This is a genomic window from Streptomyces sp. NPDC002324 (assembly GCF_053593335.1).
This window is the reverse complement of the sequence record NZ_JBSFCF010000009.1, coordinates 234,650-261,343: the sequence shown is the minus strand read 5'-3', so window position 1 is coordinate 261,343 and position 26,694 is coordinate 234,650. Positions and strand designations below refer to the sequence as shown.

Annotated in this window: 26 protein-coding genes and 2 pseudogenes; 16 read left to right on the top strand and 12 right to left on the bottom strand. The window is 69.4% G+C overall.

The window, feature by feature from the left end; genetic code table 11:
• Window positions 1-147: IS110 family transposase (locus ACWCRJ_RS15680; protein ID WP_450939793.1), on the bottom strand; the 147-nt coding region annotated here is incomplete at its 3' end.
• Window positions 148-645: 498 nt separating this feature from the next.
• Here ACWCRJ_RS15680 and ACWCRJ_RS15675 point away from each other — a divergent pair.
• Window positions 646-939 (top strand): annotated as a pseudogene (locus ACWCRJ_RS15675) (IS481 family transposase); the annotation flags it as partial.
• Window positions 940-972: 33 nt separating this feature from the next.
• Here the strand turns inward: ACWCRJ_RS15675 and ACWCRJ_RS15670 are convergent.
• Complete coding sequence (locus ACWCRJ_RS15670; protein WP_450939792.1) at window positions 973-2,031, bottom strand: DUF1152 domain-containing protein; 1,059 nt, start codon at window positions 2,029-2,031, stop codon at window positions 973-975.
• Window positions 2,032-2,175: 144 nt separating this feature from the next.
• Here ACWCRJ_RS15670 and ACWCRJ_RS15665 point away from each other — a divergent pair, with 144 nt between their 5' ends.
• The 13 genes and pseudogenes from ACWCRJ_RS15665 (at window position 2,176) to ACWCRJ_RS15605 (ending at window position 11,006) form a co-directional block, all read left to right on the top strand.
• Entirely contained in the window at window positions 2,176-2,916 is a 741-nt protein-coding gene (locus ACWCRJ_RS15665; protein WP_450939782.1) for a GntR family transcriptional regulator, read from the top strand.
• Window positions 2,917-3,195: 279 nt separating this feature from the next.
• Window positions 3,196-3,660: an ATP-binding protein gene (locus tag ACWCRJ_RS15660; protein WP_381194191.1), complete on the top strand. Its 465-nt coding sequence runs from the start codon at window positions 3,196-3,198 to the stop codon at window positions 3,658-3,660.
• Window positions 3,661-3,722: 62 nt separating this feature from the next.
• On the top strand, window positions 3,723-4,451 hold the full coding sequence (locus tag ACWCRJ_RS15655; protein WP_450939781.1) for a GntR family transcriptional regulator: 729 nt from the start codon (window positions 3,723-3,725) through the stop codon (window positions 4,449-4,451).
• Window positions 4,452-4,573: 122 nt separating this feature from the next.
• The gene (locus tag ACWCRJ_RS15650) at window positions 4,574-4,924 is read left to right on the top strand and encodes an SCO3933 family regulatory protein (protein ID WP_450939780.1); all 351 of its coding nucleotides are present in this window, start codon (window positions 4,574-4,576) and stop codon (window positions 4,922-4,924) included.
• Between the two features lie 5 nt (window positions 4,925-4,929).
• Window positions 4,930-6,308: pseudogene (locus tag ACWCRJ_RS15645) on the top strand (FtsK/SpoIIIE domain-containing protein).
• A gap of 55 nt (window positions 6,309-6,363) precedes the next feature.
• Window positions 6,364-7,071: a DUF2637 domain-containing protein gene (locus tag ACWCRJ_RS15640; protein ID WP_450939779.1), complete on the top strand. Its 708-nt coding sequence runs from the start codon at window positions 6,364-6,366 to the stop codon at window positions 7,069-7,071.
• Between the two features lie 19 nt (window positions 7,072-7,090).
• On the top strand, window positions 7,091-7,291 hold the full coding sequence (locus ACWCRJ_RS15635; RefSeq protein ID WP_450939778.1) for a hypothetical protein: 201 nt from the start codon (window positions 7,091-7,093) through the stop codon (window positions 7,289-7,291).
• Window positions 7,291-7,482 carry a mobile element transfer protein gene (locus ACWCRJ_RS15630; RefSeq protein ID WP_033530338.1) on the top strand — a complete coding sequence of 64 codons (192 nt, stop codon included), beginning with the start codon at window positions 7,291-7,293 and terminating at the stop codon, window positions 7,480-7,482. The genes ACWCRJ_RS15635 and ACWCRJ_RS15630 overlap by 1 nt, the downstream gene beginning before the upstream one ends.
• A 26-nt stretch (window positions 7,483-7,508) precedes the next feature.
• Window positions 7,509-7,703, top strand: coding sequence for a hypothetical protein (locus ACWCRJ_RS15625; RefSeq protein ID WP_450939777.1), 195 nt, complete (start codon window positions 7,509-7,511; stop codon window positions 7,701-7,703).
• A 36-nt stretch (window positions 7,704-7,739) separates the two neighbouring features.
• A complete protein-coding gene (locus tag ACWCRJ_RS15620) occupies window positions 7,740-8,003 on the top strand; it encodes a SpdD protein (protein WP_450939776.1) in 264 nt (87 codons plus the stop codon).
• A 131-nt stretch (window positions 8,004-8,134) separates the two neighbouring features.
• Entirely contained in the window at window positions 8,135-9,436 is a 1,302-nt protein-coding gene (locus ACWCRJ_RS15615) for a replication initiator (RefSeq protein WP_450939775.1), read from the top strand.
• Window positions 9,433-9,585: a hypothetical protein gene (locus tag ACWCRJ_RS15610; protein WP_450939774.1), complete on the top strand. Its 153-nt coding sequence runs from the start codon at window positions 9,433-9,435 to the stop codon at window positions 9,583-9,585. Before ACWCRJ_RS15615 ends, ACWCRJ_RS15610 begins: the two co-directional genes overlap by 4 nt.
• Complete coding sequence (locus ACWCRJ_RS15605) at window positions 9,543-11,006, top strand: recombinase family protein (RefSeq protein WP_450939773.1); 1,464 nt, start codon at window positions 9,543-9,545, stop codon at window positions 11,004-11,006. Before ACWCRJ_RS15610 ends, ACWCRJ_RS15605 begins: the two co-directional genes overlap by 43 nt.
• A gap of 286 nt (window positions 11,007-11,292) precedes the next feature.
• On the opposite strand, the gene ACWCRJ_RS15600 is transcribed toward ACWCRJ_RS15605, so the two are convergent.
• From ACWCRJ_RS15600 to ACWCRJ_RS15575, 6 genes are all read right to left on the bottom strand, one after another.
• Window positions 11,293-12,114 (bottom strand): hypothetical protein, encoded by an 822-nt coding sequence (locus tag ACWCRJ_RS15600; RefSeq protein ID WP_450939772.1) that lies wholly within the window; start codon window positions 12,112-12,114, stop codon window positions 11,293-11,295.
• A 218-nt stretch (window positions 12,115-12,332) separates the two neighbouring features.
• Window positions 12,333-13,361 (bottom strand): Yip1 family protein, encoded by a 1,029-nt coding sequence (locus ACWCRJ_RS15595; protein ID WP_450939771.1) that lies wholly within the window; start codon window positions 13,359-13,361, stop codon window positions 12,333-12,335.
• A gap of 114 nt (window positions 13,362-13,475) precedes the next feature.
• Entirely contained in the window at window positions 13,476-14,987 is a 1,512-nt protein-coding gene (locus ACWCRJ_RS15590; RefSeq protein WP_450939770.1) for an integrin-like protein, read from the bottom strand.
• Window positions 14,988-15,101: 114 nt separating this feature from the next.
• Window positions 15,102-15,497: a nuclear transport factor 2 family protein gene (locus tag ACWCRJ_RS15585; protein ID WP_450939769.1), complete on the bottom strand. Its 396-nt coding sequence runs from the start codon at window positions 15,495-15,497 to the stop codon at window positions 15,102-15,104.
• 121 nt (window positions 15,498-15,618) lie between these two features.
• On the bottom strand, window positions 15,619-18,843 hold the full coding sequence (locus tag ACWCRJ_RS15580; protein WP_450939768.1) for an NACHT domain-containing protein: 3,225 nt from the start codon (window positions 18,841-18,843) through the stop codon (window positions 15,619-15,621).
• 88 nt (window positions 18,844-18,931) lie between these two features.
• Window positions 18,932-19,330: an ATP-binding protein gene (locus ACWCRJ_RS15575; RefSeq protein ID WP_450939767.1), complete on the bottom strand. Its 399-nt coding sequence runs from the start codon at window positions 19,328-19,330 to the stop codon at window positions 18,932-18,934.
• Between the two features lie 214 nt (window positions 19,331-19,544).
• Between ACWCRJ_RS15575 and ACWCRJ_RS15570 the strand changes: the two genes are divergently transcribed.
• Both ACWCRJ_RS15570 and ACWCRJ_RS15565 read left to right on the top strand, forming a co-directional pair.
• Window positions 19,545-20,375 carry a helix-turn-helix domain-containing protein gene (locus tag ACWCRJ_RS15570; RefSeq protein WP_328837851.1) on the top strand — a complete coding sequence of 277 codons (831 nt, stop codon included), beginning with the start codon at window positions 19,545-19,547 and terminating at the stop codon, window positions 20,373-20,375.
• Between the two features lie 11 nt (window positions 20,376-20,386).
• The gene (locus ACWCRJ_RS15565; protein ID WP_328837850.1) at window positions 20,387-20,575 is read left to right on the top strand and encodes a DUF397 domain-containing protein; all 189 of its coding nucleotides are present in this window, start codon (window positions 20,387-20,389) and stop codon (window positions 20,573-20,575) included.
• Here the strand turns inward: ACWCRJ_RS15565 and ACWCRJ_RS15560 are convergent.
• The 4 genes from ACWCRJ_RS15560 to ACWCRJ_RS15545 form a co-directional block, all read right to left on the bottom strand.
• Window positions 20,569-21,954: an FG-GAP-like repeat-containing protein gene (locus ACWCRJ_RS15560; protein ID WP_450939766.1), complete on the bottom strand. Its 1,386-nt coding sequence runs from the start codon at window positions 21,952-21,954 to the stop codon at window positions 20,569-20,571. The genes ACWCRJ_RS15565 and ACWCRJ_RS15560 overlap by 7 nt on opposite strands.
• Before the next feature lie 42 nt (window positions 21,955-21,996).
• Window positions 21,997-23,421, bottom strand: a complete 1,425-nt coding sequence (locus tag ACWCRJ_RS15555; protein WP_450939765.1) for an FG-GAP repeat protein — start codon at window positions 23,419-23,421, stop codon at window positions 21,997-21,999.
• A 202-nt stretch (window positions 23,422-23,623) separates the two neighbouring features.
• Window positions 23,624-25,054 carry an FG-GAP and VCBS repeat-containing protein gene (locus ACWCRJ_RS15550; protein ID WP_450939764.1) on the bottom strand — a complete coding sequence of 477 codons (1,431 nt, stop codon included), beginning with the start codon at window positions 25,052-25,054 and terminating at the stop codon, window positions 23,624-23,626.
• 135 nt (window positions 25,055-25,189) lie between these two features.
• Window positions 25,190-26,668: an FG-GAP-like repeat-containing protein gene (locus ACWCRJ_RS15545; protein WP_450939763.1), complete on the bottom strand. Its 1,479-nt coding sequence runs from the start codon at window positions 26,666-26,668 to the stop codon at window positions 25,190-25,192.
• Window positions 26,669-26,694: the final 26 nt, after the last annotated feature.

Below are 26,694 nucleotides of genomic sequence, written 5' to 3'. Positions count from 1 at the left end.
CTCGCCCAGGGCGGTCAGAATGGCGCTCTCGTCGTTGGGGACCTTCTTGCTCCACACCGTTGTCCCGGTGTCGTCGACCGCGGCGAGCCAGTGATGGGCTTTACCGGCGTCGATCCCGACCCATAGGTGGGTCAGCTGCTCGGCCATGTGCGTCTCCTCGGTTCAGGCAGCATGCCGTTCGGTCCGAGGAACACCCGCCGTCAGCTCCGTAAACAGCGATCAGTGCGCAGATCTCAATCAGCGGCCAGGGCGTCCCGAAGAGCGGGGCGGCCACTCCACCGGAGCCACTTGGGCAAGCGACTTTAGAGCCACACCCCACTCTTCCGGACCGCCAAACAACTTACGGAGCCACACCCCACTCTTCCGGACCGCCAAACAACTTACGGAGCGGCTTTGGGGTGGCGCTGCTTTGGGGCGAGTGATCATGGCCCCGTAAGCTTTCGGCGCGTCGGGCAGTCTGTGGACCTGCCCGGTAAAGCACGACGTTGGGGCCATGATCTTCGAGGCTCGCGCCAAAGTGGCTCCGTAAAGCCGTGGAGCCGACCGCCCCAGCCACGGCGTATCCCTTCTCTGGCATCAGGTGGCTGATTGCCGTGCGCGCGGCACGGGCGCCGGCCGGGCTGGAGCGGGGCGGAGACAGGAGCGCAGGCCCGGCCGGGGGCCGGGCCGCGCGCGGTGAGCGGAGCGAGCCGCCTTGAACCCGTGAAGAAGGTTGTTACTCAGCAGCGGCGGGTCAGCGCGGTGGGCACGGTCATGGTCTGCCGCCAGACCGTCTCCCTCGGCCGCCCCTACGCAGGCCGGACGGTGACCGTGCACGTGTCGGACACGACGATCACCGTCGAACTGGACGGGCAGATCCGGGTCATCCGCCGCACGACCGACGTCCCCGTCCGTAACGTGAAAGCGAACAAGCCCCACGGGGCTTCCCACGTTGTCTAGGCCCACCGTCAAACAACAGCTGGGACCAGAACGTCAAGCATCACCTGGGACCCGACAAGTGGATGTGATGCGCCACAAGGGTGCGTCGTACTTCTCCGGGCGGCTGCTGATCAGCAGTTGGCGTAGGTCTTCGCGTAGGGAGCCGTTGAGGTTCAGGGCCTCGGTGATCCGGCGGAACGTCGTGTGGGTGACTCCGCGGCTCCGGGCCTCGGCTTCGAACTGGTCGAGTTGAGCCAGCACGGCCTGGGAGTCGAGCGGTACCGGTGGCTGGTCTTTGAGCCATGCGGCCTTGTTGCGCTCGTAGTCGATTTCCGAGTAGCCGCAGATTTCGCGGCTGTGTGCCTCTACCTCGTCCAGGGTTGCGCTCGTCGTGATGGCACGGGCCAACTGGTTGCGGCTCAGTGCTTCGTCCAGGTCGACCTCATGGACGGTTGGACCTTCGTCAGTGAGAGGGACGGGAAGGCCAGCGTCTCGCATTTCGCACGTGCCGCGTACACCGCGGGCTGTCGCCGCGAGCATCCCGGTTGCCTCGGAGGGGTGCCACTCCAGGACCGAGCTGATCGACTCAACGTCCTTGGCCGTGAAGGTGTGGACGAGCGGGCCGAGCATGCCGTGCAGTTCATCGGGAGGCAGTTCGCCGTCCAGGCCGGGGCCTGCCACCAGGAGGCGGATGGGCGCGTTCACCTGGCAGCACGCGGCAAGGGTGACGGCGTCGGCAAGCGGGCTCTTCAACGTCGGCTCATCGCCTCGGGCGAGGATGTCTCCGCCAACGTCCAGGAGATCGATCGACTCCGGTGACAAGTGGCTCACTAGCTCTTCGAGCTGGCGGGTGATGCCCTCGACTCCGTGGTGTGGGTCGATCAGCGCGAAGGTATGCGGGAGCTCTGCTGCGAGTCGGGGGAGTGTGGAGCCTGCTGGAGCGATCGGGCGGGCCTCGGCCGGCACTGTCCAGACTGCTGGGGTGAGGCGTTGGAGGCCAGTGAAGTTGTCCGGCCCTCGGGGGCCCGGTACCGGATCGATCAGGAGGCGGTCCCACGCGTACGTGAGGACTACCGCCTGGTCCTCGCCGCCGTAGAGGGCGGCGTGAAGCATTGCGGCGGCGACTGCGTCGCCCCCTCCTCCTGCTGCGACGATCAACCGCTTCATGCGGTTCAGCGTACGGGGTCGAGGGTTGACCACTCACTCTATAGTGGCTACTGGCCATAGCCACTTGGGCTGGGAAGATGAGGAGGAGACATGCCTCAGATCGAAGAGGCTCAGCCGAAGTATCTCCAGATCGCGCACTACATCCGTGATCAGATTCTTCGGGGTGACCTGCGGCCGGGGGACGAGGTGCCCTCGGAGCGGCAGTTGGCTGCGAACTGGAAGGTGTCCCGCCCTACTGCTGCGCGGTCGCTGGAGGCGCTGAGCCATCAGGGGCTCGTTGAGAAGCGTCAGGGATCGGGCACGTACGTGCGCAGCCTGGAGGTCAACCGGCGGGCACGGGAGCTGTACGGGAGGGCTCGGCAGACCGGGAAGATCTACACGCCCGGTGAGTACGCGGTGATTACCTCGGCCGGCTGGATGGAAGCACCAGATCACGTTGTCGAGTCTTTGGGCCTGGTCAAGGATCTGCGGGCTGTGCATCGGCGGCGGGTGACGAACAATCAGGACGGGCCGATCACGCTGTCCACTTCGTGGTTCGCTCCGGACGTCGGCCAGCGCGCCCCGAGGCTCCTGGAGCCGGAGCGGATCCAGGAAGGGACGCTCATGTACGTCGAGAACATGACGGGGCGCCAGGGGAGCTATGCCGAAGACCGTATGTGTGCTCGCAGTGCGACGGCGGAGGAGGCGGCAGACCTCCAGCTGCAGGCCGGGTCTGCAGTCCTGATCGTTCATCACGTCGTCTTCGACCTCCAGGACCGGCCACTGGAGTTCGCCGAAGCCACCTATCCGCCGCATCGCTGGGCGTTCGAGCAGGGCTACCCGCTCACCTGATGGCCTGGGAGTTGTGTCGAACCGCTTGCACAGCCCAAGTGGCTAATGCCACTATCCAGCAAGTGGCTAAGGCCACTTGGATTCGGAAGGGGGCACGGAGTGACGAGTCAGCGGCCGGACCAGGGCGCGCGTGCAACTTGCCGGGGATGTCGGGGGCGCGGTTGGAAGCGTGTCGGCTCCCGCACGGCACTGGCGCTCTCCACGGCCAATGACCGCCTCGGTGCCACATCGAAGCGACGCTGCCTCGACTGCGACGGCAGCGGCAAGGAGTGAGTGCGGATGGCCTACACGATCGACCGCTTTCCCTCTGCGGACTCGCCGCGACTCGGCGCCATGACCCTGCACCCTGTCGCGGAGTCCGTACCTCGGGCCCGGCGCTGGTTCCGGAAGTTCATCGCCCCGTACAACCCGGCCTGCTCGATCGACGACTGTGTGTTGATGATCTCGGAGCTGGTGACCAACGCCATTCTCTACGGACGGGCTGACGAGACCTGGACGGTGCGCGTTGCTTGGTACCGCGTGGAGACGTCGCTCCGGATTGAGGTGCATAATCCGGGGTTTCCGGCGAGTGTGCGCATGCGGCAACCGGAGGCCAGTGATGCCCATGGGCGCGGGTTGCTCCTCGTCGACTCCATCGCCGAGTCGTGGCACTCCGGTCCAAGTCGCTTCGGCGGGACAGTCGTCTCCTTCGACGTTGCCGACGCGTGGCCGTCAGATGAGGGCTCCGGGCCGGTTCTGTCCTGACGGCCTAGTTGTCGCTAGTCTGGTTGACCAGTTGACTTGGCCAATCTCGACAGGCGGCGTTCATGGCGTATGAAGTGGCGGCACCGAAGTATGTGCGCCTCGCGCAGACGCTCCAGCGCCGCATCGAGGACGGCACCTATCCGCCCGGCACTCGGGTGCCCAGTGAGAACCAGCTGGTACAGGCCTTCGGGATGTCCCGTCCGACCGTCGTGCGGGCGTTGGAGCTGCTGAAGCGTGACGGTTGGCTGGAATCCCGGCAGGGGTACGGCACGATCGTTCGGGGCCGTCCGGAAGTTGTCGAGCAACAGGATCGGCGGGGGCGAGAAGCCCTGGAGCGCGATGAGTCGCGGGCCTCGGGGCGCTTGGTCGAAGTCGCCGAAGTCCCCGTTCCGGCGCGGGTCGCCTCCGCGCTTGGGCTTCCGAAGCGAGCCAAGGTCCTCATGCGCCGCTTCCTGGTGGAGGGGGACGGCGAAGCGGTCGAGTTGGTCTCGTCGTACTTCCCTGCCGGCCTGGTCGAGGGCACCGAGCTGGCGAGTGCCGAAGCCCTGAGCGGCAGTGTGCGCAAGCATGTGGAAGCTCGGAAGAAAGTCCGCTACGACCATGTGACGGAGCGGGTCTCGGCTCGACTGCCTGAGAGTGGTGAAGCCAAGCTGCTGGGCTTGCCGGACGGGGTGCCTGTGCTCAGTGTCCTGGTCATCGCGTGCGATGCGTCCGGGCAGGCGCTGCAAGTCTCTGACGTGCTGCTTCCTGCCGATCGTCAGGAACTCGAAGACACCTATCGCTTGAACTGACGCCTGATTCAGGCGGGTTCGCCCACAACTTCACTTGACAAGTCAACCTGTCATCTCTAGCTTCGAACTTGCTAAGTCAACTTGTCAGGTGGCGAGTTGATCGACTCGAAGGAGAAATCTCTGTGCGTGTGATCCGCATTGACGCCTCGACCGCCACGATCCTGCTCACCGAAGCGCCGGCGCCGAAGGTGCGCGACCGGCAGACCGGTGAGATCGCCAAGGACGCCGTGAGCGGTGAGGCACTGATGACGGTCGGCGTCGTCTTCATCGACGAAGGCGAGTCGTCCCTGATCCAGGTCACCATCCCCGAGAGCGGGGTGACCGACGGGCTGACGGTCGGTGCTCCCGTCTCGCTGCCGGGGCTCATCGCCCGGCCGTGGGAGAGCGTGTTCAACGGCCAGCAGCGGCACGGCATCGCCTACCGGGCCACCGCCGTGGCTCCGGGCGTCTTCCCGATGGCACAGGCGGGCTGATCGCCATGACCGACCTGGTGACGCTGGCCGAGTGGGGTGCGCCGCTTGCTGCGATAGGCGGCGGCGCGCTCTACGCCCGGCACGCCCACCCTGCGGCGTACTGGTCCACGGTCGGGCTGCCGGTCTCGGTGGCCCGGCTGCTGGCCTCGTACTCCTCGACCATGGACGCGTGCGGCCTGACGGTCCCGCCGTCCCGGTGGCGGGCGCTGGCCGTCAAGGCGGCCACTCGGCGGGAGATCCGGCCGGTGCCGCCTCGGCGGGGCATGATCCGGCCCACCTCGACCGGCCTGCGGCTCCGGCTGCGGCTGGCTCCGGGGCAGGAACCCGCGGATGTGGCGGCCTCGGCCGAACGTCTGCGGCACGCCTGGGGCGTTCACGCCGTGTACGTGCGGGACATCAAGCCCGGGGTCGTGGAACTGCGGCTCGTCGGCTTCGACGTCCTGCGGAAGGTGCGAATGCCTCGCAGGACCGGATCCGGGCCGCTTCGGGTGCCGGTTGCTCTGCGCGAGGACGCAACAGCCTTCGTACGGGACACCGCGCCGTTCCGCATCAACTCGTCCTCGGCGCCACGCTGTCGGGCAAGTCCATGTTCCTGCGCAACCTGCTCACCGGGCTGGCCGCTCAGCCGGTCGTCCTCGTCGGAATCGACTGCAAGCGCGGTGTCGAGCTGGCGCCGTTCGCGGCTCGGCTCTCCGCCCTGGCCACCGATCCGGTACAGGCGGCCGAGCTGCTGCCCGTGCTGGTGAAGGAGATGGAGGACCGCTACGACCTGATCAAGGCCCGGCAGGGCATCGGCCCCGGTACCCCGGATGAGCTGATCACCTCGGACATCTGGGGCCTGCCGGACGACGAACGCCCGTCTCCCATCGTGCTGTTCATCGACGAGGTGGCGGAACTCTTCCTCGTCGCCACCAGGAAGGAAGAGGAACGGCGGGACGAGATGGTCACCCAGCTCATCCGCCTCGCCCAGCTCGGCCGCGCGGCCGGCATCTACCTGGAGGTCTGCGGGCAGCGCTTCGGCGCCGAGCTGGGCAAGGGCGCCACCATGCTCCGCGCGCAGCTGACCGGCCGGGTCTGCCACCGCGTCAACGACGAAGCCTCCGCCAAGATGGCACTCGGGGACATCGCACCTGAGGCGGTCTACGCGGCCTGCGGCATCGCCCCCGAGCTGCCCGGCCTCGCCGTCGTCGGCGACACGTCCGGCGGCTGGTCCCGCATCCGCACGCCTCACCTCTCCCTCGCCGAAGCGGCGGCCATCTGTCGCGAGACGGCCCACCTCGCACCCGACGTGCCCGCGCTCGCGCCCTTCCGCCCCTACGTCCCGCCCGCGCCAGTGGAGACGTCCGGGCCGCCCGTAGCAACTCCTCACCCCGTCGCCGAGTAGCGCACCCGCTCCCACGGTCGGCGCGACCGTCCCGCGCCACGTCCCTACCCCACCCATGCCCGAAACCGGAAGGAGTCGCGCCGTGCCTGCTGCCCTGCCCGTCCGTGTGGACGCCGTACTCGTCCAGGCGCTCATCGCCGCCGCGCTGTCCTTCGCCCACCTGCACGAACTTGCCTCCGCCGCCGGACAGGACGGCTGGAAGGCGTGGGCCTACCCGGTCTCCGTCGACCTGCTGATGGTGGCGGCCTGGCGGCGGCTCCGCTCGGGGGAGGCGAAAGCCGCCGGGTGGTGCTGGTTCCTCGTCGCACTGGTCGCCTCCCTCGGTGCCAACGTCGCCACCGCTGGGCTTCTCGACCTGGAGAACGTGCCTGCCTGGCTGCGCATCGTCGTCGCCGGGTGGCCCGCGGTCGCTTTCCTCGGCGGCACGCTCCTCGCCCACGGCGCACCCAAGACACCCCGCGCCATAGCCGACACCGAACCACCCTCGACCATCACGGACCCGGCGCCCCAACCGGCCACTGCCGCAGAGATGGCGCCGCCCGTGGCCGTGGCCGAGCTGCCATCTGTCGAAGCCGGGTCGGCTCCGCCCTCGTCCGCCCCCGTACGGCCCACTTCCGTACCTCCTGCCCTCGTCGCCCTCGCTCGCAAGGTCGCCGACGAACACCACGCCCGCACCGGCACCCCCATCGACACCTCGACCCTTCGCGCCCGGCTCGGCGTCCCGATGCCACTGGCCGAAGCCATCGCCGCTCAACTCATCTGACTCCGGAGGACTTTCCACCTTGCGACCGTCCACGCTCCGCGCACTCAAGCGTGCCGCCGAGCTGACCCGACAGAACCGCCTCACCGAAGCCGTGCTCATCGCCGAACCGGTGATCCTCACCGCCGACACCTACGAGGGCGACGAAATCTTGCGCTGGCTCGCCGACCACGTCACCGCCTTCACCGGCGAAACCCCCAACCACCAGAAGGAGAACCCCTGATGCCCGCCAACCGCCGCTTCCGCAACCTCGTCCGCATCGGTCCCGTCCAGGTCGGCACCTACTACGACGGCCGTGGCCGCGAGAAGCACACGGCCGCCTGCACCGCCCCGCGCTGCGGCTTCTCGACCGACTACGACAGCCGGGCCGCCGCCGAGCTGGCCGCGCGCACCCACCGCTGCGCTGTCCGCTGAGCCGAGACGACACCCGAGGAGATCCCGTGACCGTCTCGCTTCCGCTCGTCTTCGTCCTGGGCGTCATTGCCTGGGCCGCAATCAAGTTCCTCGGCGTCCGTCTGTGGGTCGCCGCCGTGATCGCGCTGTTCGGCTTCTGGCTCTCGCACACCGTCCTCGCCCCGGCCATCGAGTCCGGGACCCGCTCCGGGGTCGACGTCGTCAACGGCAACCGCGACTGAGCCAACGACCACACACGACCGCAGAGGAGACCCGCTGTGTTCTGTCCCAAGCTGCCCGACACTCCGCACGTCCCGAGCATCACCACCCACATTCCGCAGAACCACGCCCCGGTTCCGGCTCACTCCGCCGGCCGCCCGATCGCCCCGTTCGTGGGCGCCGGTGTCGGCGCGGTCGCCGCCGTGCTCGTCGTCGGCGTCGTCCTCACCGCGCTCCTGGCGGCGGTCGCCGTCTCGGCCATCTCCGTGGCCATCGCCGCCGTCGTCCTGCGCTCCCTCGTCAACAACGCGCACAAGCACTGACCGGCCGCCGGGGCGGCAACAAGCCGCCAAGCATCCCGCCGCCCCGGGGCCGTCCCTCCCAACCGCCGAAACAGCCGAAAGGAACACCCATCATCACCCGGCAGACTCCGCCCCCGCTGGCGGAACTCTCCATGCTCGCCTCACTCGGCACCCTGCCCGAACTGGCCCGCCAACTCTCTGGCCTGGGCGGCTGCACCCACCCCGTACGCCTCGACGGCCACCGCACCGAGTACGCCGTCGACACGACGACCGGTGAGGTCGGGCGCGTCCTGCACCACCTCGACTCCACCGCCCTCCCCGCCGGAAACCTCCTCGTCCGCTGCAACAACCGTCGTGCCACGCGTTGCGCGGCCTGCGCGGAGGTCTACCGCCGCGACACCTTTCACCTGATCACCGCCGGACTGTGCGGCGGCAAGGGCACCCCCGAACAGGTCGGAACGCACCCCCGCGTCTTCGCCACCTTCACCGCGCCGGGCTTCGGCCCGGTCCACAACCGCCCCTCCAGCGGACGGCCATGCCACTGCGGCATCCGACACGACGACACAGACCCGGTCCTCGGCACGCCCCTCGATCCGGACACGTACGACTACGAAGCGGCCGTGCTCTGGAACGCACACGCCGGCGACTTGTGGCGGCGCTTCTCCATCTACCTGCGCCGTGAGGTCGCCAAGCTGGCCGGCCTCACGCAACGCGCCTTCCGCGACCACGCCCGCATCTCCTTCGCCAAGGTCGCCGAGTACCAGAAGCGCGGAGCCGTCCACTTCCACGCGGTCATCCGCCTCGACGGCCCCGAGGGCGGCGACACCTCGCCCCCGGCCTGGGCCACGGCCGAGCTGCTGAGCGACGCCATCCACGCCGCTGCCACCGCCGCCTGTGTCAGTGGTCCGACTGTCGACGGTCGGGCCCACACGTTCACCTTCGGCCGTCAGCTCGACGTCCGCCCGATCCGCTCGGCCGACTTCGACGGCGGCCAGGAGCTGACCGAGCGAGCCGTAGCGGCGTACATCGCCAAGTACGCCACCAAGGGCGCCGAGACGACGACCGGCACCCTTGACCGGCCGATCCGCTTCCTCGCCGAGCTGGCCGGGGCCCGGATCACCGACCACGCCCGCCGCATGATCCGAACCGCCTGGACCCTCGGCGCACGCTCCGAGCTGGCAGACCTCCGCCTACGGGCCTGGGCGCACATGCTCGGCTTCCGCGGCCACTTCTCCACCAAGTCCCGCCGCTACTCCACCACCCTCGGCGCCCTCCGCGACGCCCGCGCCGACTGGCGCCGCGCCCAGGCCGCCCCGCCCGCACCCCAGGACGGCGAAACCACGCTCGTCCTCGCCCACTGGGTCTTCGCCGGTACGGGCCTCAGCGCGGGCGAGACCTGGCTTGCCGCGTCCCTCGAACCCGCCCCCGGAACGGAAGGAGAACCGACCACATGAACAACCGGGTCAACACCAAGGGCAAGCAGACACCCCGCGACAGCCTGATGAGCAAGGACGAGTGGATCGCGAAGCACTTGCGCAGGGCTCCGACCAGGGACGACGAATGGGTGCACCGGCTTCGCGTGCTGCAGGGACGGGCAAAGTGAGGGCTTGCAGAGTTGCCGTCTACACCCGGATCTCCCGGGACGACGAGGGCGACGGGCTTGGTGTCGCGCGTCAGCGAGAGGACTGTGAACGGCTTGCTGACCTCCGTGGCTGGGTCGTCGCCAAGGTCTACCAGGACAACGACGTGTCGGCGTTCAAGCGGAACGTCCGGCGGCCCGAATTCGAGCTGATGCTGAGCGACTTGGCAGACAGCTTGATTGATGGCGTCGTGGCCTACGACCTGGATCGGCTCGCCCGTCAGCCGAAGGACCTCGAACGTCTTATTGACCTGTACGACGAACACAAGCGGCGCATGTTCGCGACCGTCACCAACGATGTGAACCTCGGAACGGCGGATGGCCGCACCATGGCTCGCATCATGGTGGCGTTCGCCAACAAGTCGTCCCATGATGCCTCGCGCAGGATCCAGCGCAAGCACCTGGAGCTGGCGCGGCAGGGGAAGTCGAGCGGAGGGCCGGCGCCGTACGGCTGGCTGAAGGGCGGAATCAAGGTCGATCCCGAAGCCGCCGAACACATCCGTGCTGCCCAACAACAGCTGCTGGCAGGTGTTCGGATCGGCACTATTCGTACGGACTGGCAGAAGCGAGGGCTGGGGCATCCCCGTGAGGGGACCAAGCGGATGGCTCATCACCACCTTGAGCACATGCTGACCAACCCGCGACTGTGTGGATATCGCACCTATCGCGGTGAGGTCCTCCTCGGCGAAGACAACCAGCCGGTCATCGGCGAGTGGGAGACGATCAACACCGTTGAAGAGTGGGAAGCGGTGCGCGCTGTCGTCGCCGAGCGCAAGCAGAAGGATCCTGGCCGGACGTTTGCCCGGAAGTACCTGTTGTCTGGCATCGCGCGGTGCGGACTGTGTCACACCAAGATCCGGGGTCAGGTCAACCGGAAGTGGAAGCCGGGCTCCAGAGCCGCCAAGTTCACCTACCAGTGCTCCGTGGCCAATGGAGGGTGCGGCAAGGTCGGGCGCGTCGGTGAGCCCGTTGACGAGGTCGTCGTCAGTCTCGTACTCGCCGAGCAGAGGGAGAGAGCTGCCGTCAGCAGCGTTGTTCCGGCCGAGCAGTGGCCCAAGGCAGTTGAGCTGGCCGCCGTCGAGGCGGACCTCACTGAGCTGACGCAGGCTGCTAAGGCTCAGAAGATCACCGTTTCGACTCTGCTGCTGCTCCTGCCTGATCTTGAGCGGCGTCGTGATGAGCTGAAGCTGGAGCGTGGCCGCTGCAACAAGGAACGGCATCAAGCCGATGCCCTGACCGCTGACATCGGCGAGGACTTCCGGTCCCTGCCCATCGAGCGTCAACAAGCGCTGATCTTGCACAGCCTGTCGGCCGTGCTGATCCATCCGGCGGGGCGGGGGCGGTGCAAGTTCGATCCGAGTCTGATCGAACCAGTGTGGCGCTGAGCTGACCTGCGGCAAGCGCTGATTCCGGTAGGCAAAGGCCCGGCCCTCGTGCCGGGCCTTTCCGCTGTCCGGGGGCGTGGTCCGGGAGGCTAGGACAGAGGACGACCCTCATAAGGTCAACGATCCCTGGAGCGTCGAACAGCCGGTCGTCAGGCGGGCCGGGCAGGTGCTCGACGCCTGAGGGAGTCTGGCCGGCGGTGACCGGTCCGGGCGGCGGGGGTGCGGTGCCGTGTTCGGCGGGTGGGTCTGTCGGCGCCGCCCGGGTCGGCCTGGGGTGCGGGGTGGGTCAGTGGGCCGGGAGGGCTCTGACGCCCCACCGTTCGAAGTCGTAGATGGTCTCGTTGATGCGGAAGCCGTCGATGGCGCCGATCCACATGAAGTCGCGGCCCTTGCCGACCGCGGCGGTGTAGATGAGGGCCGGGTCACCGCCCTCCTGGAGCGCGGCCTTCACCTGGTTGAAGGTGCACTGGGTCGTCTGGTTGCAGTTGGTCCCTGTCGCTCCGCCCGCGGTGCCCGTGAGGTACCAGTAGCCGGTCGTGGTGGCGTTGAGGTAGGGGCTCCAACTGTTCGTCACCGGGGAGGCGGGCGGCACCCATACCAGCGTGGAGTAGTTGGCGGAGGGGAGCGCGGTCAGGTTCGGGTCGATCTCGAACCTGATGTTCGGCATGTTCGTCGCGGTGCCGCCGTAGCCGACGTTCTCTCCCGTCTGGAACACGTGGAAGCCGACCTGCCGCAGACCTGACACCGGCTTGCCGTAGAAGTCGACCTCGTTACCGAAGTCGACCTTCTCGCTGGGGGGTGTCAGGGTGGTGGAGTTGTTCGCCACCGCGATACCGAGGCTGCCCCGGCCGTAGGGCGGCCGTTGTTCCGGGCCCAGCGCGTCGTACGAGCCGAACGGGCCGTTGCGCAGCTCGGCGACCGGGGAGCCGATCGTGTTCCGGGTGATCACACCCCAGTGGTCGGAGGAGCGGCCGTGGGGGCCGTTCCCGTCACCGTCCCCCTCCCCTCCGTCGGCGGTGGCGGTCCCGGGGAGGACCGCGGCGGACATGGCGACGAGCAGTGTGGCCAGGAGGATCGTTCCCCGGCGGACGCCAAAGCGAGCTTTCACGCGCACTCCTGTGGAGGTCTTCGTGGTGCACGGTCAGGACGCGATGACATTATCGGGCGGTATGTGAATTGATGGTGTGATTGTGCGGTTTATGTGCGTGGTTCGTCCATTTGATGGTTATTCGTCTATTTGTGCTGGGAGTGCGTCCGCACACGGAGATACGGCGGGGCCCCGGCGCGGTGACTGCGCCGGGGCCCCGTCGTACGGAGACGTACCGCCTAGAACGTACCCAGCTTGATCAGCGACAGGATCGCCACCAGCTGGATCGCCGAGGCGCCCAGGGCCTTCGGCCAGGGGAGGTCGTGGGACTTGGAGACCATCAGGGTCAGGAGGGCGCCGGCCGCGACCCAGGTGATCCAGCCGAGGATCTGGACGAAGGAGGCGTTGCCGCCCGCGAACATGGCGACGACCAGGCGGGGCGCGTCCGTGAGGGACATGATCAGCATGGAGAGGCCGACCGTGGGCTGCCAGGCGCCGTCGCCGCCGAGCTGGCGGGCCAGGGTGTGGGTGACCACGCCCAGGACGAAGGTGCTGAGCACCATCGTCACGGCCGTGACGAGGACGATCGGGACGGCGTTCGACAGCGTCGCGTTGATCGCGTCCTCGCGGGCGCCGTCGAAGCCGAAGACGGCCAGCAGGCCGTACAGGAACGTCACGATCAGGGCGGGGCCCCACACCGCGTAGTCGCGCATCACCAGGAACGTCTGGTTCGGGCTGGTGACGATGCCCTTGAGGAGGCCCTTCCACGGCAGGCGGGGGCCGAGCGGGGCCGCCGGGGCGTTGCCCGCCCGGTAGGTGTCGCCCTGCTGGTACGGGTCCTCGCCGACGGCGAACATCTGCGTGTGACCCGCGTTGTTCGCCGCGTACGGGTCCGCGCCGCCCTGGGGGTGCCCGCCGTCGCCGAAGTACTCCGGCTCGCCGTGGTTGCCGTGGCCCCCGTGGTTCCCGCGTGGCCCGTGGTTGCCGGGCTGCCCGCCGCCGTGTGTCTGCGGCCAGCCGCCCTGACCGCCGCTCCGGCCGCCGCCGTACGGCGGCCCCGGGGGCGTCTGGGGGTAGCCGTACGACGGGCCGCCGGCCTGCGGGGCCTGCTGTCCGTGCGGAGGGTTGTGCGGTCGCGCTTGAGGAGCGCCGTTGTCCCGGCCGCGTCCGATCCTGAATCCAGCCACGTCATCGAACGTACCTGGTCCCGGGCGGCCGCGTGCCGGGCCGGGGCCGACCGGCCCGGCTTTGCGGCCGAGCTGTGACATCCCCTAAGGGGTCGTCAGGGGTGCGTCAGGGACGTGGGAGGGACGCGAGAACCAGGTGCCCCGCAGGCCTGTCCCGCAGGTCGGCGCCGGTCCGCGTGATCGCTCGCCGACGCGTCAGTGGCTGCTCAGGTACCTGCCGTACGACAGGGCCGAAGTCGGGGACGGGAGGCCGAGGTTCTTCGGGGTGAGGGCGCGGGAGTTCGTCGCGGACATCTTCGGGAAGGCCCAGACGCCGCCGGAGTTCGCGTTCTCGCCCGGGGCGCCGACGGCCATGTCGGGGACGCCGTCCTTGTCGTAGTCGCCGGTGGCGACGGCCGCGCCGAAGGCGTCGTTCGTCTCCGCCACGCCGGGGACGTGGGGACGGTTCTGGTGGTACGGGACGGAGGTCGCCTCGCCGAAGGCGTCGACGATGCCGCCCTTGTGGCCCAGCAGCAGCGTGGCCGCTCCGGCCGCCTCGCGGGTGCCGATGGCCTCGCCGGGGGCGCCCGCGATCAGGTCGTCGCGGCCGTCGCGGTTCCAGTCCAGTACGGCGAGGGCGGCGCCGAAGCGGTCGCCGGTCTCGGCGACGCCGTACACGCCGACGGTGTCCTGGTTGAGGGTCTGGGAGCGGTACCCGAAGGAGTTCTCGTCGCCGTACTCGATGTGGATGCCGCCGCCCTTGGCGTACGACTCCGGGCCGCACGGGTCGTCGATGTTCTCGTCGGCGATCTCACGGCACTCGCCGAGGGCCAGGTCGTCCAGGCCGTCGCCGTCGAAGTCGCCGACGGCGAGTGCGGAGGCGGCGCCGTTGTCGGAGTTCCAGGTGTTGGCCATGCGCCGCTCGGCCTCGTCCCACGCCCACAGCCGGACGTGCGACTGCGTGAAGGGGGCGTCGACCGTGTGGTAGGCGAGGGCCAGGTCGTCGATGCCGTCGGCGGTGAAGTCGCCGGTGGCGAGGATCGGGGCGCGGCCGCCCATCGGGGTGGTGAGGACGGTGGTGATGACGAGGTCCTCGCCGTCGTCGACGACCGCGCGCATCGCCACCGTGTCCCTGCCGCCGACCACGATGTCCCTCTGGTGGTCACCGGTGAGGTCGGTCGCCGCCACCGACAAGCCGTACTCGGACTTCGCCGACGGGCCGGTCAGGGCGGTGGACCCCGGGCCCGTGCCCTTCTTCGCGCCCCCGACGACGGTGATCGCGCCGGCGTCGGTGCCGCGCCCGTCGATGTCCTCGCCGGGCGCCCCGACGATCAGTTCCGCCCTGCCGTCGCCGCTCAGGTCCCGCAGCAGGACGGACGCGCCGAAGCGGTCGCCCTTCTCCGGGGAGCCGGGGACCTCGGGGGTGGCCTGGCTGACCCGGATGCTCCCGTACCTGCCGAGGCCCTTCGCGCCGCCCCAGACGAGGTTCACATAGCCGGCCTTCGCCTTGCCGTTCACGGTCGCGTCGGGCATGCCGACGGCCAGGTCCGCGTAGCCGTCGCCGTTGAAGTCGCTGGTCGCGGCGGTGGGCGTCGGGGCGGGCTCGGTGCGCGGGGCCGCGGTGGCGCCCGTGGCGAGCGTCAGGGCGAGGGCGGCCGTGGTGGCGGTGGTGGTCGCCACGGTGGCGGCGGCCAGGGCGTACGTCCGTCGGTGCGTCCGTCTGTGCACGGGTGGCTCCAGGTGAATGGCCGGATGTCGAGGGTGTGGCTGGTTCACCTGTGTGACACCTGGAGGCCGTGCGGGGTTGTGCGGGCGGGGCCGGAAGAGTCCCGCCCCACGCGGCTAGGACCAGAACTCGCTCTCCTTGTCCAGGTCCTCCTGGCACTCGTCGATGTCGGTCATCTTGTCCCCGACGATGCGGAAGACGAGGCAGCCGTTCTGCTCGATCCGCCTGCCGCCGCGCTCGGCGGTGTAGCGGTGCACGGAGACGGCGTGGCCGCGGCCGTCCACGCAGACATGGCTCAGGGTGACGCTGAAGGTTCCGGCGGTCTCCTCGAAGAGCCGCTGGTAGAGGCCGATGATCGAGTCCTGGCCCTTGTAGTCGCCCGACAAGGAGTGGCTGCCGGGGACGTGGTGCGTGCAGTCCGAGGCCATCAGGCTGCGGAGGGTGTCCATGTCGCCGCGGGTGAAGGCGTCGTAGCCCTTGCGGACGAGGCTTGCGTTCGGATGTTCGGCCATGGGGATCGCCGGCTTTCCGATTCAGTGAGGGGTTGGTGCCTGTACAGGGAATTATCTCCGCGCGCAGGTGCCTTCGCGAACGCGCTGCGTGGCGTCAGCCCTGACGTGTGGCGTCGAGGCGTTATGGCTGGGTGCGGACAAGGAGGAGGATCTGGTTGTCGGTCGTCCGCTGCGACGGGGGGGTGATGGCATCGGATACGAGGCTCTGCCACGCCGAGTGCAGAAGCCGCACCGGCTCCCGAGTGGGCAACCCGGTGGCATGCAGAGCCGTGATGGCGGCGATCAGGGCGGTGCGGGCGGATGACAGTACCAGTGTGTCGGACGGCACCCTTCGGTTGCGAATCGTGGTGAGGAGTCCGGCGGTGTCGTGCACCAGCGCCAGAACTGATGAGAGACGGCGGCCGTCGTCGGTGCGCTGTGTTGTCTGGAGGAGGGTGAGCGCCTCACGTACGAGGCGAGCCGGATCTTCGGGCGGCCGCCGCTCCCACGGGCATCCCTCCGCTGTGCGGGTCAGGACGGTGTCGAGTTCCGCAAGTACGGACCCCGTGGCGCGCACCCGTCGTCGCGGCCGGTACGTGGAGAACAGGGTGCGGAAGGACGCCAGGGCGAGCCGCTGCACATCGATGTGGGATTCGTGGGTGCGGGCGAGGGCCAAGGGGAGGGCGAAGGCGGGAGCGTAGTCGGGGTTCAGAGCCTGATCGGGGTGGAGTCCGAGTGCCTCGGTGATGGCAAGGGCGAGGTCGGGGTCAGGGGCAGGGCGAGGGTTGAGGCCGGGGTCGAACAGGTCAAGCTCGGGGTCGGGACGGGGGCCGTGACGGAAGACGGGGTTTTGGGCCAGGGCAGAGGCGTGTGCCCGAGCGCGGGCGAGGTCACGGGCGAGGGCGAGGTCGGGGTCGAGCGAGAGGTCACGGTCGCGTGCCAGGTCGGGGGCGAGGGTACGCGCGCGTCCGAGGGTGCGGTCGAGGGCGTGGTCGAGGACGCGTGCGCGCTCGCGTGTCCGGTCGAACACCAGGTCGTGCGTGGGGTCGAAGTCGATCCCGAGGCTGCGTGCGAGGGCACCGTACGGTGCGAGGTCTGTCGCGAGGGCGTGAGTACGTGTCAGGTCGAGGGTGAAGGCCAGGGAGAGAATGAGGGCGAGTTCCAGGGACGCGAAATCCGGGTGGCTCCGGCGCGCGGGCACATGTTGCAGGGCTGTGGTGAGGGCTGCGGCCCAGGCTTCCACGGACCGGCTCTGCGCCGCGGGGATCCCCATGAACCGTAGGTAGAGCATGAGCTGCTCGCGGTCCGCGACCGCGATGGACCGCAACTGCTCAGGGCTGGACGTGTAGGGCCAGTGGACTCCCGGCGGCTGGTGCAGGACAGTGCTGCTGCCGTCGTGGGCCCAGACGGTGTGTTCCTGGAGAGCGGTGGCTCCGGCGGCAGCGGGTTGCCTGAGCTCCTCCAGGGAGGGAAGGCGGTAGACGGGGTCCCCGGTGACGGCATTCAGCCAGACGACGAAGCGTTCGGCATCTCCGATCCGTATACCTTTCGCCGGCCTTTGCCGCTCCTCGTCGCTTCCGGTATCGGTGATGAAGGGGGGGTGATGGCGGCCCTCAGCCTCCTCCTCGCGGACGAACAGGTCGTAGAGCGAGCGTGGCACGGCATGCGTGCACAGCGCCGTGGTCTCGTCGACGGGGATGGCCTCACGGAAGGTGCGGGTGGCCAGTACCCCGGTGCGGAGGCGCTGTCGAGCGGGGTCGGTTGCCTCTCCGGGAACCGGGGGCGCCAGCTCGGCCTCCAGGCGCTCACGGACGGCGGGGGCGACCTGGGCCTGGGCGGCGCAATCGAAGGCAAGAGCCAGTGCGGGGACGGTGCCGTTGGCCAGGCAGGCGGCGACTATGGGCGTGGCGTTGTTGCCGGCGGACCAGAGAAGAATGGTCTCGCGCCACCAGGAGACGTCGACGTTCGAGGTCAGCAGGGCGGTGTCGGCGCCGGGGGTGCTGAGTTGGGCGGCGGCCAGGTACTCCTGCAGGGTCAGGTGGGCGAACCCGTATACGCCGTGTTCCCGTTCGACGAGCAGGCCGCTCTTGCGGGCCTCCGTCAGGAACAGGTCGGCCGCCACATCGCCCGGGATCTGCTGCAGGGGCCCTCGGATTGCCTCGGCTGCCTCCGACACCGGCCAGTACCTGTCCTCGGCCCTCATCATGGCCAGCGCCAGATGCTGGGCCACCTGCTGTTTGTGCGGGCCGGTCAGTCCGGTGGCGTCGTGCATGCGTCGTGCTTCGGCGCGCCGGTGCAGCAGTACGTCGCACATCTCCGCGTACAACTCGGCGCGGCTGCCGGGCAGCTGATCTCGGTAGCGGTGGACATTGGCGGTCATCGTCAGCAGCAGCGGATTGGCCGCCAGGTCGTAGAGTGCGGGTTGCTTGCGCAGACGAGAGAGCAGTTCGTCGGCGCTTCCGTCCGCGTGCACCTGTATCTCCTGCGGGGTGCCTTGGCGGGCACGACTCTCCGTTGCGAACGACCACTGTCGGAGGAACTGCTCGATCTGCTGCCAGGTAAAGCGGCGTACCTGGAGCACTTCCGCGTTCGGCAAGGGATTCGACTCATAGCCGTGGTGGCGGGAGGTCACGACGTAAGTGTTGTCGGGGTGGCGTTGGATGCGGCCGGCCACCCAATTGACCACACGGATTCGTTCCGCCGGGTCGGCTACCTCGTCCAGGCCGTCCAGCAGAACCACGCAGCGGCCCTGATCAAGCTTTCGCGTCAACCAGTCGGCCGAGACCTTGCCGCTCAGCCAGTCGGCCGAGACCGCCACGGCCGCCAGTTCGGGTGGGTCGTCGGCCAGTAGAGCGGCGGCGTGGTCCCGGAGGTAGAGGAGTACAGGAAGGCGGCGCTTCCAGGGACGCCAGCGGTGACCGCACAGCTCCAGGGCCGTGTAGCGGGCCAGGGTCGTCTTGCCTGAGCCGGGGCCGCCGATTACTGCCAGGGTCCGCGACCGCTCGTTGCGTTCGGCGTCCCGGAGCACCGAGGCCAGGGTGCGGCGTTCGCCGACCGCCATCGAACCCAGGTATGGCTCCCGGGCCGCGTCGTGCAGCGGCTGCGGTGCGACGCTGACATCCACATACACCTGGCGCATCCGGAACACGAACTCACTCTGTGTGGCGATGCCAACAATCTCCATATCCCGGACACTGGCGCGGAGTTGGCGCAGGTAGACCCTGCGGCGACCTCGGGGGGCGGGGTCGGTGGCGGGCGAGGCCGGGCCGAGTTCCGCGTAGAGGAGGCTGACGACTGCCACCGCGTACGAGACGTACAGCCATGTCCAGCTGAGTTTTCCCTCGGACAGGACCTGGTTCGCAGTCACGCTCAGGCCCAGTGTCAGTGCCGCCCCGCCCAGGGTTCGGAGTACGCCTCGTGCGCCCGTCATTCCCATCCCCCCGTGTCGCCCAACGTCAGTCGGGCTTCGTTTCTGTACCCAGTTCACACCAGACGTACTTTCCCCGCGTGCCGTTCACCGCGAACCAACCCCAGTCGTCCGCATAGACGTTGACGAGGTGCAGGCCTCGGCCGGATGTGCCGGTCTCGGTTGGTGTGGTGATCGTCGGGGGCGTCGGGTCCGTGTCCCAGGCGCCGACGCGGATAGAGGCTCCGGACTGTCTGAGCTTCAGGGCGGCCGGGCCGGTGGTGTGGCGGAGGGCGTTGGTGAGGAGTTCGGAGGCCAGCAGCTCCGCCGGTTCGATGAGGGTGGGGAGGCTGTGGGTGGTCAGGATGTCGCGGAGGGCGCGGCGGCTGATGGCTACGGCTCGGGGGTCGTGGGGGATGTAGAGGGTGTACTCCCAGTCGGTGCGCATGGGGCTCCTGGTGAGGCGTACGGAGGGGTGGGGGCGCTGGGTGGCGGGCGGTGGCATTGTCGCGGCCGCCGTGGCAGGGCGGCGCGGTGCGCTTCCGGGGTCCCGGTGTTCCGCAGCGTGTGCGTCGCGTCACTGAAGGTAGGGGTGAATACTCACCCCGGTCAAGCTGGGCTGGGATACTGGTGCCGTCAAATTGTCGGGAGGGAAGAGCTACATGCCGGCCAGGAGCATCGTCACCGCACGTCAGGCGCGGCTGGGCGCCGAACTACGGAAGCTGCGGGAACGGACGGGGCGGTCGATCCGTGAGGCGTCCGATGCCATGGGGATCGCGCAGAGCAAGATCTCCATGATGGAGGCGGGCAATGTCGGTGTGAGTACCGAGCGCGTACGGTACTTGGCTGACCGGTACGCATGTGATGACGCCGCTCTCGTAGAGGCGCTGGTGGCCATGGCGACCGAGCGGGGGCGGGGCTGGTGGGAGGAGTACCGGGGGCGGGTGCCGTCGGGGTATCTCGACCTGGCAGAGCTGGAACACCACGCCACTCACCTGACCAACTTCGAATGTGTGCACATCCCTGGGCTGCTCCAGACCGAGGGACAGGTGCGGGCGATTTTCGAGGGGTCGGTGCCGAAGCTTACGGAGGAGGGGCTGGAGACTCGGGTGGAGTTCAGGCTGCGTCGCCAGCGGGCTCTGGAAGGAGTGCGGTACCTGGCGTTGGTGCATGAGGCGGCGCTGCGGATCAGGGCGGCTGATCGGAAGGTGGCTCGGGAGCAGTTGTCGCGGCTGCTGGAGAGTGAAGTCGCGGTGCGCGTCGTGCCGTTCGACGTGGACGGCTTCGCCGGGGTTGTCGATCCGGTGGTGTACGCGAGCGGGATGGTTCCGCAGCTCGACACCGCGATGGTGGACAGCCAGCACGGCAGTGCTTTCCTGGATGAGGAGGCGCAGCTCGTGCGCTATCGGGAGGTGCTCCGCAAGGTGGAGGAAGCGGCGTTGGAGGTCGTAGAGTCCCGGGAGTTGATCCACCGACTCGTACAGGAAGTGTGAGAGGTCAGGGCATGGCGGACGGCATAGCTTGGCAGAAGTCCTCGTTCTCCAGCGGTGGTGATGCGGCCAACTGCCTTGAGATCGCCGCCGCTCCGGAAGCGGTCCGTCTCCGTGAAAGCGAAGAGCCCGGCCAGGTTGTTCGCACAACCCCCGCCGGGCTCGCCGCCCTCATACGCGCGCTACGCGCCCCGCGTTACTGAAGCATTCCCCGGACCGCGTCGCCGTCCACCGCCATCAAGTCGGCGGTCGTGACGCCCCTCGACGAACCTCGCAGGACCATCGAACCGTTCTCCCCCAGCACGTACAGGTCGGCCTTGCCGTCGCGGTTGGTGTCGCGGAGGCGGATCGTGTGGCCGAAGTGGTCGCCGGCCGCCAAGTCGCCCGGCATGCCTGCAGTGTTGCGGGTGAGGAACTGAGAGCCCTTGGTCGTCAGGCCCGACTCGCCGCCGTAGAGGACGTGGATCGCGCCCGCCTCGCCCTTGCCGCTCAGGCTCTCGTCCGGCGCGGCCACCGCGAGATCACGGTAGCCGTCTCCGTTGATGTCGCCGGAGGTCACCACGTCGCCGAAGGCGTCGTACGACTCCGGGGTGCCGGCCATGCCGGACGTGGACTGGGTGAAGCGGGCCGACTCGGACGGGCCCTCGGACCCGCCGTACCAGACCGTCACGCGGCCCTTGACCTTGTCGTAGATCGGTGTGCCGATGGCGATGTCGCCGTAGCCGTCCTTGTCGAAGTCGGCGATGACGCCGTCGCCGCCGCGTTCGGCCTGGCCGCCGTTGCCGTTCTGGCGCTCCAGGCGGAGGGTCTTGCCCGGGTAGAGCTTCGCCTTGCCGCCCTTGATGAACCAGGCGTCGGAGGCGATGTACTCCGGGTACACGACGTCGCCGATGACGACCAGGTCGGTCTTGCCGTCCTTGTCGACCTTGCCGGAGACGACGGCGGTGGAGTAGAAGCTGGAGCCGTCCTTGTCCAGGACCGTCACCGCGCCCTTCGCGCCCGACCTGGTGATCGCGCCCCGGTAGACGTACGTCTTGCTGTCGCGGACGAGGGCCAGGTCCTGGTGGCCGTCGCCGTCGAAGTCACCGGAGGCGAAGTCGCGGGCCTCGCCGGAGACGCCCTTCGGGCCCTTGAACGGGAGGGCCGTGCCGCCGGAGAGGCCCTGCTTGCCGCCCCACAGGACGGTGACCGTGCCGTTGTCCTTGTGCGTGCCGACGTTCTCGCCGTTCGCGGCGACCACCAGGTCGCCGTATCCGTCCTTGTCGAAGTCCGCCGCCGCGCGTACCTCGCCGAAGAAGTCGTTCGACTCGTCGGCGCCGGGGACGCCCGCGCTCGCCTGGTCGACGAACTGGGTCTTCGTGCCGGGCCCGCCGGCCGCCGTGCCGAAGGTGACCAGGACGCCGCCGCCCTTGCTGTCGCCCTCGGGGCCGTACGAGAAGGCCGCGTAGTCGCGGTGACCGTCGCCGTTGAAGTCGTCCGCGTGACGGGCGGGCGCGGCGGAGGCGGAGCCGGCCGAGAGGGCGAGCGGGGTCACGGTGGCCGCCACGAGTGTCGCGGCCAGCGTGGCGCTACGGAATCGCATGCATGTCCTTCGAAGTGGGAGGAGGGGAGGGGAAGGGCGCGGCTACTGGGCGAGCTGCGCGCCGAAGCTGTACGCGGTCTCCTTGAGCCCGACGTTCGCCGCCGTGATGCTCCCGGCGCCCTTCGTGGTCAGGCCGGAGGCCGTGCCCCTGAGGACGAGGAGCGCGCCCCTGGTGTTCTCGCCGGGCGCCGCGACGACCAGTTCGGCCCTGCCGTTCCGGTCGAGGTCGATCAGGCGGACGGCGCCGCCGAAGCCGTCCTGGGTCTCGGGGGTGCCGGGGACGCCCGCCGTGTCCTGGTGGTACGCCTTGGCGCCCTTGGTGGTCAGACCGGCGGCCGAGCCGTACATCACGGTGACGCTGCCGGCGTACCGCTTGCCGTTCACGCCCTCGTACTGCGCGCCGACCGCGAGGTCGGCGTACCTGTCGCCGTTGACGTCGCCGACGGAGAGCGAGCCGCCGAAGAAGTCGGACTCCTCGCCCGTGCCCGGGACGCCGGGGGTGTCCTGGTTGATGACCGTCGGGGTCTGGGTGAGGTCGGGGCCGCCCTTGCCGCCGTACCAGATCTCCACCTGGCCGCCCAGATGGCCCGTGCCCTCCTGGAGGGCCGGGTCCTCGGGGTTGGCGAGAACGAGGTCGCCGTAGCCGTCGCCGTTGATGTCGCCGACGGTGACGCGGCCGTCGCCCTCGGCCTTCGGCATGTCGACGACGGTGGTCCTCCCGCCCTTGTACGTGTGATACCCGACCTGGCCGCCGGGGTCGGAGGCCGCGAACTGCGTGTAGATGCGCTCGGCGGCCCTGTCCCCGGTGAGGTCGCCCGCGCCCACGTCGCGCGTGGAACCGACGGTGCGGACGTAGCTCGCGCTCGCCGCGGCGCCGGTGCTCTTCTTGAACGGGCCGTTGTAGATCCGGGTCTGCCGGAGGCCGGTGACGGTGAGGTCGGGTGAGCCGTCACCGTTGAAGTCGGCCGCCGCGAGGCCGTGGCCGTAACCCTGCTCGGCGGCGATGTCGGACGGCTGCGGCAGCGCGGTGCCGCCCGACAGACCCTTCTTGCCGCCCCACAGGATGGTGACCTGGCCCACGTACGTGTCGACGCCGACGCCCTCGCCGGTGGCGCCGACGGCGAGGTCCGCGTAGCCGTCCTTGTCGAAGTCGGCGGAGGCGAGGCTGGCGCCGAAGGAGTCCTGCCTTTCGGCCGAACCGGCGACTCCGCTCGTGTTCTGCGTGATCACGCTCCGGTTGGCGGCCGAGGCGCCCGACTTCGAGCCGTAGAGCACGACCACCGCGCCGGCCGAGGACGCGCTGCCCACGTCGGTGCTCGGCGCGCCCACCGCGAGGTCGTGGTAGCCGTCCCCGTTGTAGTCGTCCGGGTACTTGGCGACCGCCGCGCCGGCGGGCGTGGACAGGGCGAGCGGCGTCAGACCGGAGGCGAGGAGGCCTGCGGCCACGAGAAAGGAACGAGTGCTCAAGGAGGACTCCAGGAGAGAGGAGGGCGCGCGCCGAGCGGACCGGCCCCACTGCCGTCGTAAAGATGTGCGAGCAGAAGACCCGTGAGAGGGCCGGAGGGTTGCACGGGAGCGCGGCGTATTTCTCCCGTTTCCCTCCCCGTCCCCCTCCTCCTCTCGTCCCGGTCCCCGCCCGTTTCCGTCCTTGACCCCGTCCTTGTGCCCGTCAGCCCGCGAGTACGTCCCCGAAGTACGCGTCGCCCGAAGGGCCGCCCACGGTCACGCCGTTGAAGGAGTTCGCGCCGGTGCCCGTGATGCCGGACTTGCCGGACTTCAACGTCCAGACGGCACCGTCGGCGGAGTTCTCGGCGTAGGCGCCCGCGACCAGTTCCGCGTAGCCGTCGCCGTTGCTGTCGGTGAGGCGGACCGCCGCTCCGAAGTAGTCGTACGCCTCCGCGGCGCCGGGGACGCCCGAGGTGTTCTGGGAGTAGGACTTGGCGCCGCTGCCGGTGAGGCCGGACTTCGAACCGCGCAGGACGACGACGGCACCGGCGTGCTTCGCCGAGCCGACGCTCTTCTGGGGGACGCCGACCGCGATGTCGGTGTACCCGTCGCGGTTGACGTCTCCCGCGGACAGGCTCCAGCCGAACCTGTCGTTCCTCGTCGCGGTGCCGGGCACGCCCGCGGTGTCCTGGTTGATACGGACCGGGGTGCGGGAGCTGAGGCCCGTGGCGCTGCCGTAGGTGACGGTGATCGCGCCGCCGACGCCGCCGTTCGGCTCGTCGGTGGACTTCTCCATGAAGTTGCCGGTGACGATGTCGCCCCGGCCGTCCTTGTCCACGTCGGCGATGACGGCGGCGTAGCCGCCGGCGACCTTGGGGCCCGCCTTGAGGCCGGAGGCGGAGCCCTTGTAGAGGACGCTGCGCGTGCGGTAGCCGTCCTTGATCTCCTGCTGGCCCATGACCAGGAGGTCCGTCGTACCGTCGCCGGTGACGTCCCCCGCGACGATCGTGTCGGTGTTGATGCCGGTCTGCTCGTATGTGTCGATGCCGACGAGTTCCGTCGCCTTGCCGGTGCGGGAGATCGGGCCCTCGAAGATGTTCAGCTCCGGGACCGCGAGGTTGGCGGCGGCCAGGTCGGTGTCGCCGTCGCCGTCGAAGTCACCGGTGGCCACGGACCAGCCCAGCTCGTTGCGGTTCTCGGGGAGGGGCGAGGTGATGTCGGTAGCCGTCTTGATACCGCTTTCGCCGCCCCACAGCACGGTGAGGGCGCCCGAATCGCCGGACGAGCCGAGGGAGCGGCCGTGCGCGCCCACGATCAGGTCCGTGTAGCCGTCGCCGTCGAGGTCGCCCGTGGTCAGACGGTCGCCGAAGTAGCCGGACGACTGCGGGGAGCCGGGCACACCGGCCGTGGCCTGGCTGATGATCTGGCGCTTGGCCGTGCCGAGGCCCTTCGCGGTGCCGTAGACGACCGCCACGTAACCGGCGCCCTTCTTGCCGGAGACCTTGGCGATGGGAGCGGCGATCGCGAGGTCGCGGTAGCCGTCGCCGTTGAAGTCACCGGAGAGACCGGAGGGCGCCGCGACGGCGGTCGCCGGGAGCGCGGTGAGGAGGCCGGTGGTGAGGGCGGCGGTCAGGAGGAGGGAGCGAGTACGCAAGAGGGCTCCAGGAAGCAAGAGGAGGAGGCAGGAAGCAAGAGGAGGAGGAAGGAGGGCACGTGCCGAGCGGACGGGGCCCGCACCCGGTCGGATGCGGGCCCCGCCACAGGCGGTGGAGCGACGGTCCGTGACTTCTCAGTTGGCCGCGTTCGCGCCGAAGACCGGCTGGCCGGAGGTGGAGACCCCGACCGCGGACGGGGCGAGGGAGCGCGAGCCGGTGGTGGTGATCTTCGTGCCGTCGGAGGGCAGGTAGAGCAGCGAGCCGTTGAAGTCGTTCTCGCCGTACGAGCCGACCGTCAGGTCCGCCTTGCCGTCGCCGGTGACGTCGGTGAGCTTGACCTCGCCGCCGAGCATGTCGTCCTTCTCGTCCGAGCCGGGGACGCCGGCCGTGGACTGGGCGAAGTACTGGTAGCCGGAGGTGGTGTTCACGCCGGAGGCCGAGCCGTACAGGACGGTGACCGCGCCTGCGTTGACGACACCGCCGAGGTTCTCGCCGGGCGAGCCGACGACCAGGTCGGCCTTCCCGTCGCCGTTGATGTCGCCGAGGGACAGCTCGCTGCCGAACCAGTCGCCGCGCTCGGAGGAGCCGGGGACGTTGCCGGTGTTCTGCGTCACCGCGACCGTGGTGGCCGGGCCGTCGGCGGAGCCGTAGATGATGTGGACCTTGCCGCCGGTGGACGATCCGGGCACGCTGGGCTCGCTGCCGTCCTTGGACGGGTCCCAGTCCTGACCGGTGACGACGTCGCCGAAGCCGTCGCCGTTGACGTCGCCGATGCCGGTGATGACACCGCGCTTCAGCTCCCGCACACCGCCGTCCGAGCCCAGGCCGTCGGCCGCGCCGGGCACGTACCAGTTGGTGTTGTAGCCGTAGTCGCCGTCGGTCTCGAAGCCGTCGACGACCAGGTCGGTCCGCTTGTCGCCGTTGGTGTCGCCGGCGGTGAGCATGATCACGCCCGAGCCCTTGCCGGAGCGGAGGTCCAGCTTGATGCCGTACTGGTCGCCGAACGACCCGGACTTGGTGATGCCGTCGCCGACGACGTACACGAGGTTCGACGAGTTGCCGATCGCCAGGTCCTCGGTGCCGTCGCCGTCGAAGTCGCCCGAGGCGAGCGCCCTGCCCCATTCGTCGTGGGACGAGGGTGCCTGGTCCTTGATGGTGGTGGCGCCGGAGAGGCCCTTGGCCGAGCCCCACACGATGAGGACGGTGCCGCCGTCGGTGTCGCCGGACACGTCCTCGCTCGGGGCGCCCACGGCGAGGTCGTCGAAGCCGTCGCCGTTGTAGTCGCCGTACGCGCTGGTCCAGCCGAACTGGTCGCCGGTCTCGGCGTCACCGGGCACGCCGGTGGTGTTCTGGCTGATGGTCGTGCGCTTGGTCGCCGTCACGCCGCTCGCGGAGCCGTACAGGGCGACGATCTGGCCGGCGCCGCTCTTGCCGCCGACGGTGGCGTTGCCCGCCGAGTACGCGACATCGCCGAAGCCGTCGCCGTTGAAGTCCGCCACGGGGTGGTGGACCGAGTCGGCCGCCGTCGCCGACGCGGCCGAGAAGGTGAGCAGACCGCCGGTCAGCGCGACCGCGGAGGCCGTCGCGAGGGCGAGTCGCAAATGCTTGCGCATGCGGGAATCTCCTGCCGCATGCGGGA

What these genes read in the sequence shown, in the direction of transcription:
- ACWCRJ_RS15585 (WP_450939769.1), bottom strand. Translation starts at nt 15,497, where the DNA reads ATGGCCGAACATCCGAACGCAAGCCTCGTCCGCAAGGGCTACGACGCC.
- ACWCRJ_RS15565 (WP_328837850.1), top strand. Translation starts at nt 20,387, where the DNA reads ATGGCGGACGGCATAGCTTGGCAGAAGTCCTCGTTCTCCAGCGGTGGT.
- ACWCRJ_RS15610 (WP_450939774.1), top strand. Translation starts at nt 9,433, where the DNA reads ATGAACAACCGGGTCAACACCAAGGGCAAGCAGACACCCCGCGACAGC.
- ACWCRJ_RS15640 (WP_450939779.1), top strand. Translation starts at nt 6,364, where the DNA reads ATGCCCGAAACCGGAAGGAGTCGCGCCGTGCCTGCTGCCCTGCCCGTC.
- ACWCRJ_RS15655 (WP_450939781.1), top strand. Translation starts at nt 3,723, where the DNA reads ATGGCGTATGAAGTGGCGGCACCGAAGTATGTGCGCCTCGCGCAGACG.
- ACWCRJ_RS15570 (WP_328837851.1), top strand. Translation starts at nt 19,545, where the DNA reads ATGCCGGCCAGGAGCATCGTCACCGCACGTCAGGCGCGGCTGGGCGCC.
- ACWCRJ_RS15670 (WP_450939792.1), bottom strand. Translation starts at nt 2,031, where the DNA reads ATGCTTCACGCCGCCCTCTACGGCGGCGAGGACCAGGCGGTAGTCCTC.
- ACWCRJ_RS15545 (WP_450939763.1), bottom strand. Translation starts at nt 26,668, where the DNA reads ATGCGCAAGCATTTGCGACTCGCCCTCGCGACGGCCTCCGCGGTCGCG.
- ACWCRJ_RS15665 (WP_450939782.1), top strand. Translation starts at nt 2,176, where the DNA reads ATGCCTCAGATCGAAGAGGCTCAGCCGAAGTATCTCCAGATCGCGCAC.
- ACWCRJ_RS15575 (WP_450939767.1), bottom strand. Translation starts at nt 19,330, where the DNA reads ATGCGCACCGACTGGGAGTACACCCTCTACATCCCCCACGACCCCCGA.
- ACWCRJ_RS15605 (WP_450939773.1), top strand. Translation starts at nt 9,543, where the DNA reads ATGGGTGCACCGGCTTCGCGTGCTGCAGGGACGGGCAAAGTGAGGGCT.
- ACWCRJ_RS15560 (WP_450939766.1), bottom strand. Translation starts at nt 21,954, where the DNA reads ATGCGATTCCGTAGCGCCACGCTGGCCGCGACACTCGTGGCGGCCACC.
- ACWCRJ_RS15615 (WP_450939775.1), top strand. Translation starts at nt 8,135, where the DNA reads ATGCTCGCCTCACTCGGCACCCTGCCCGAACTGGCCCGCCAACTCTCT.
- ACWCRJ_RS15595 (WP_450939771.1), bottom strand. Translation starts at nt 13,361, where the DNA reads ATGTCACAGCTCGGCCGCAAAGCCGGGCCGGTCGGCCCCGGCCCGGCA.
- ACWCRJ_RS15660 (WP_381194191.1), top strand. Translation starts at nt 3,196, where the DNA reads ATGGCCTACACGATCGACCGCTTTCCCTCTGCGGACTCGCCGCGACTC.
- ACWCRJ_RS15630 (WP_033530338.1), top strand. Translation starts at nt 7,291, where the DNA reads ATGCCCGCCAACCGCCGCTTCCGCAACCTCGTCCGCATCGGTCCCGTC.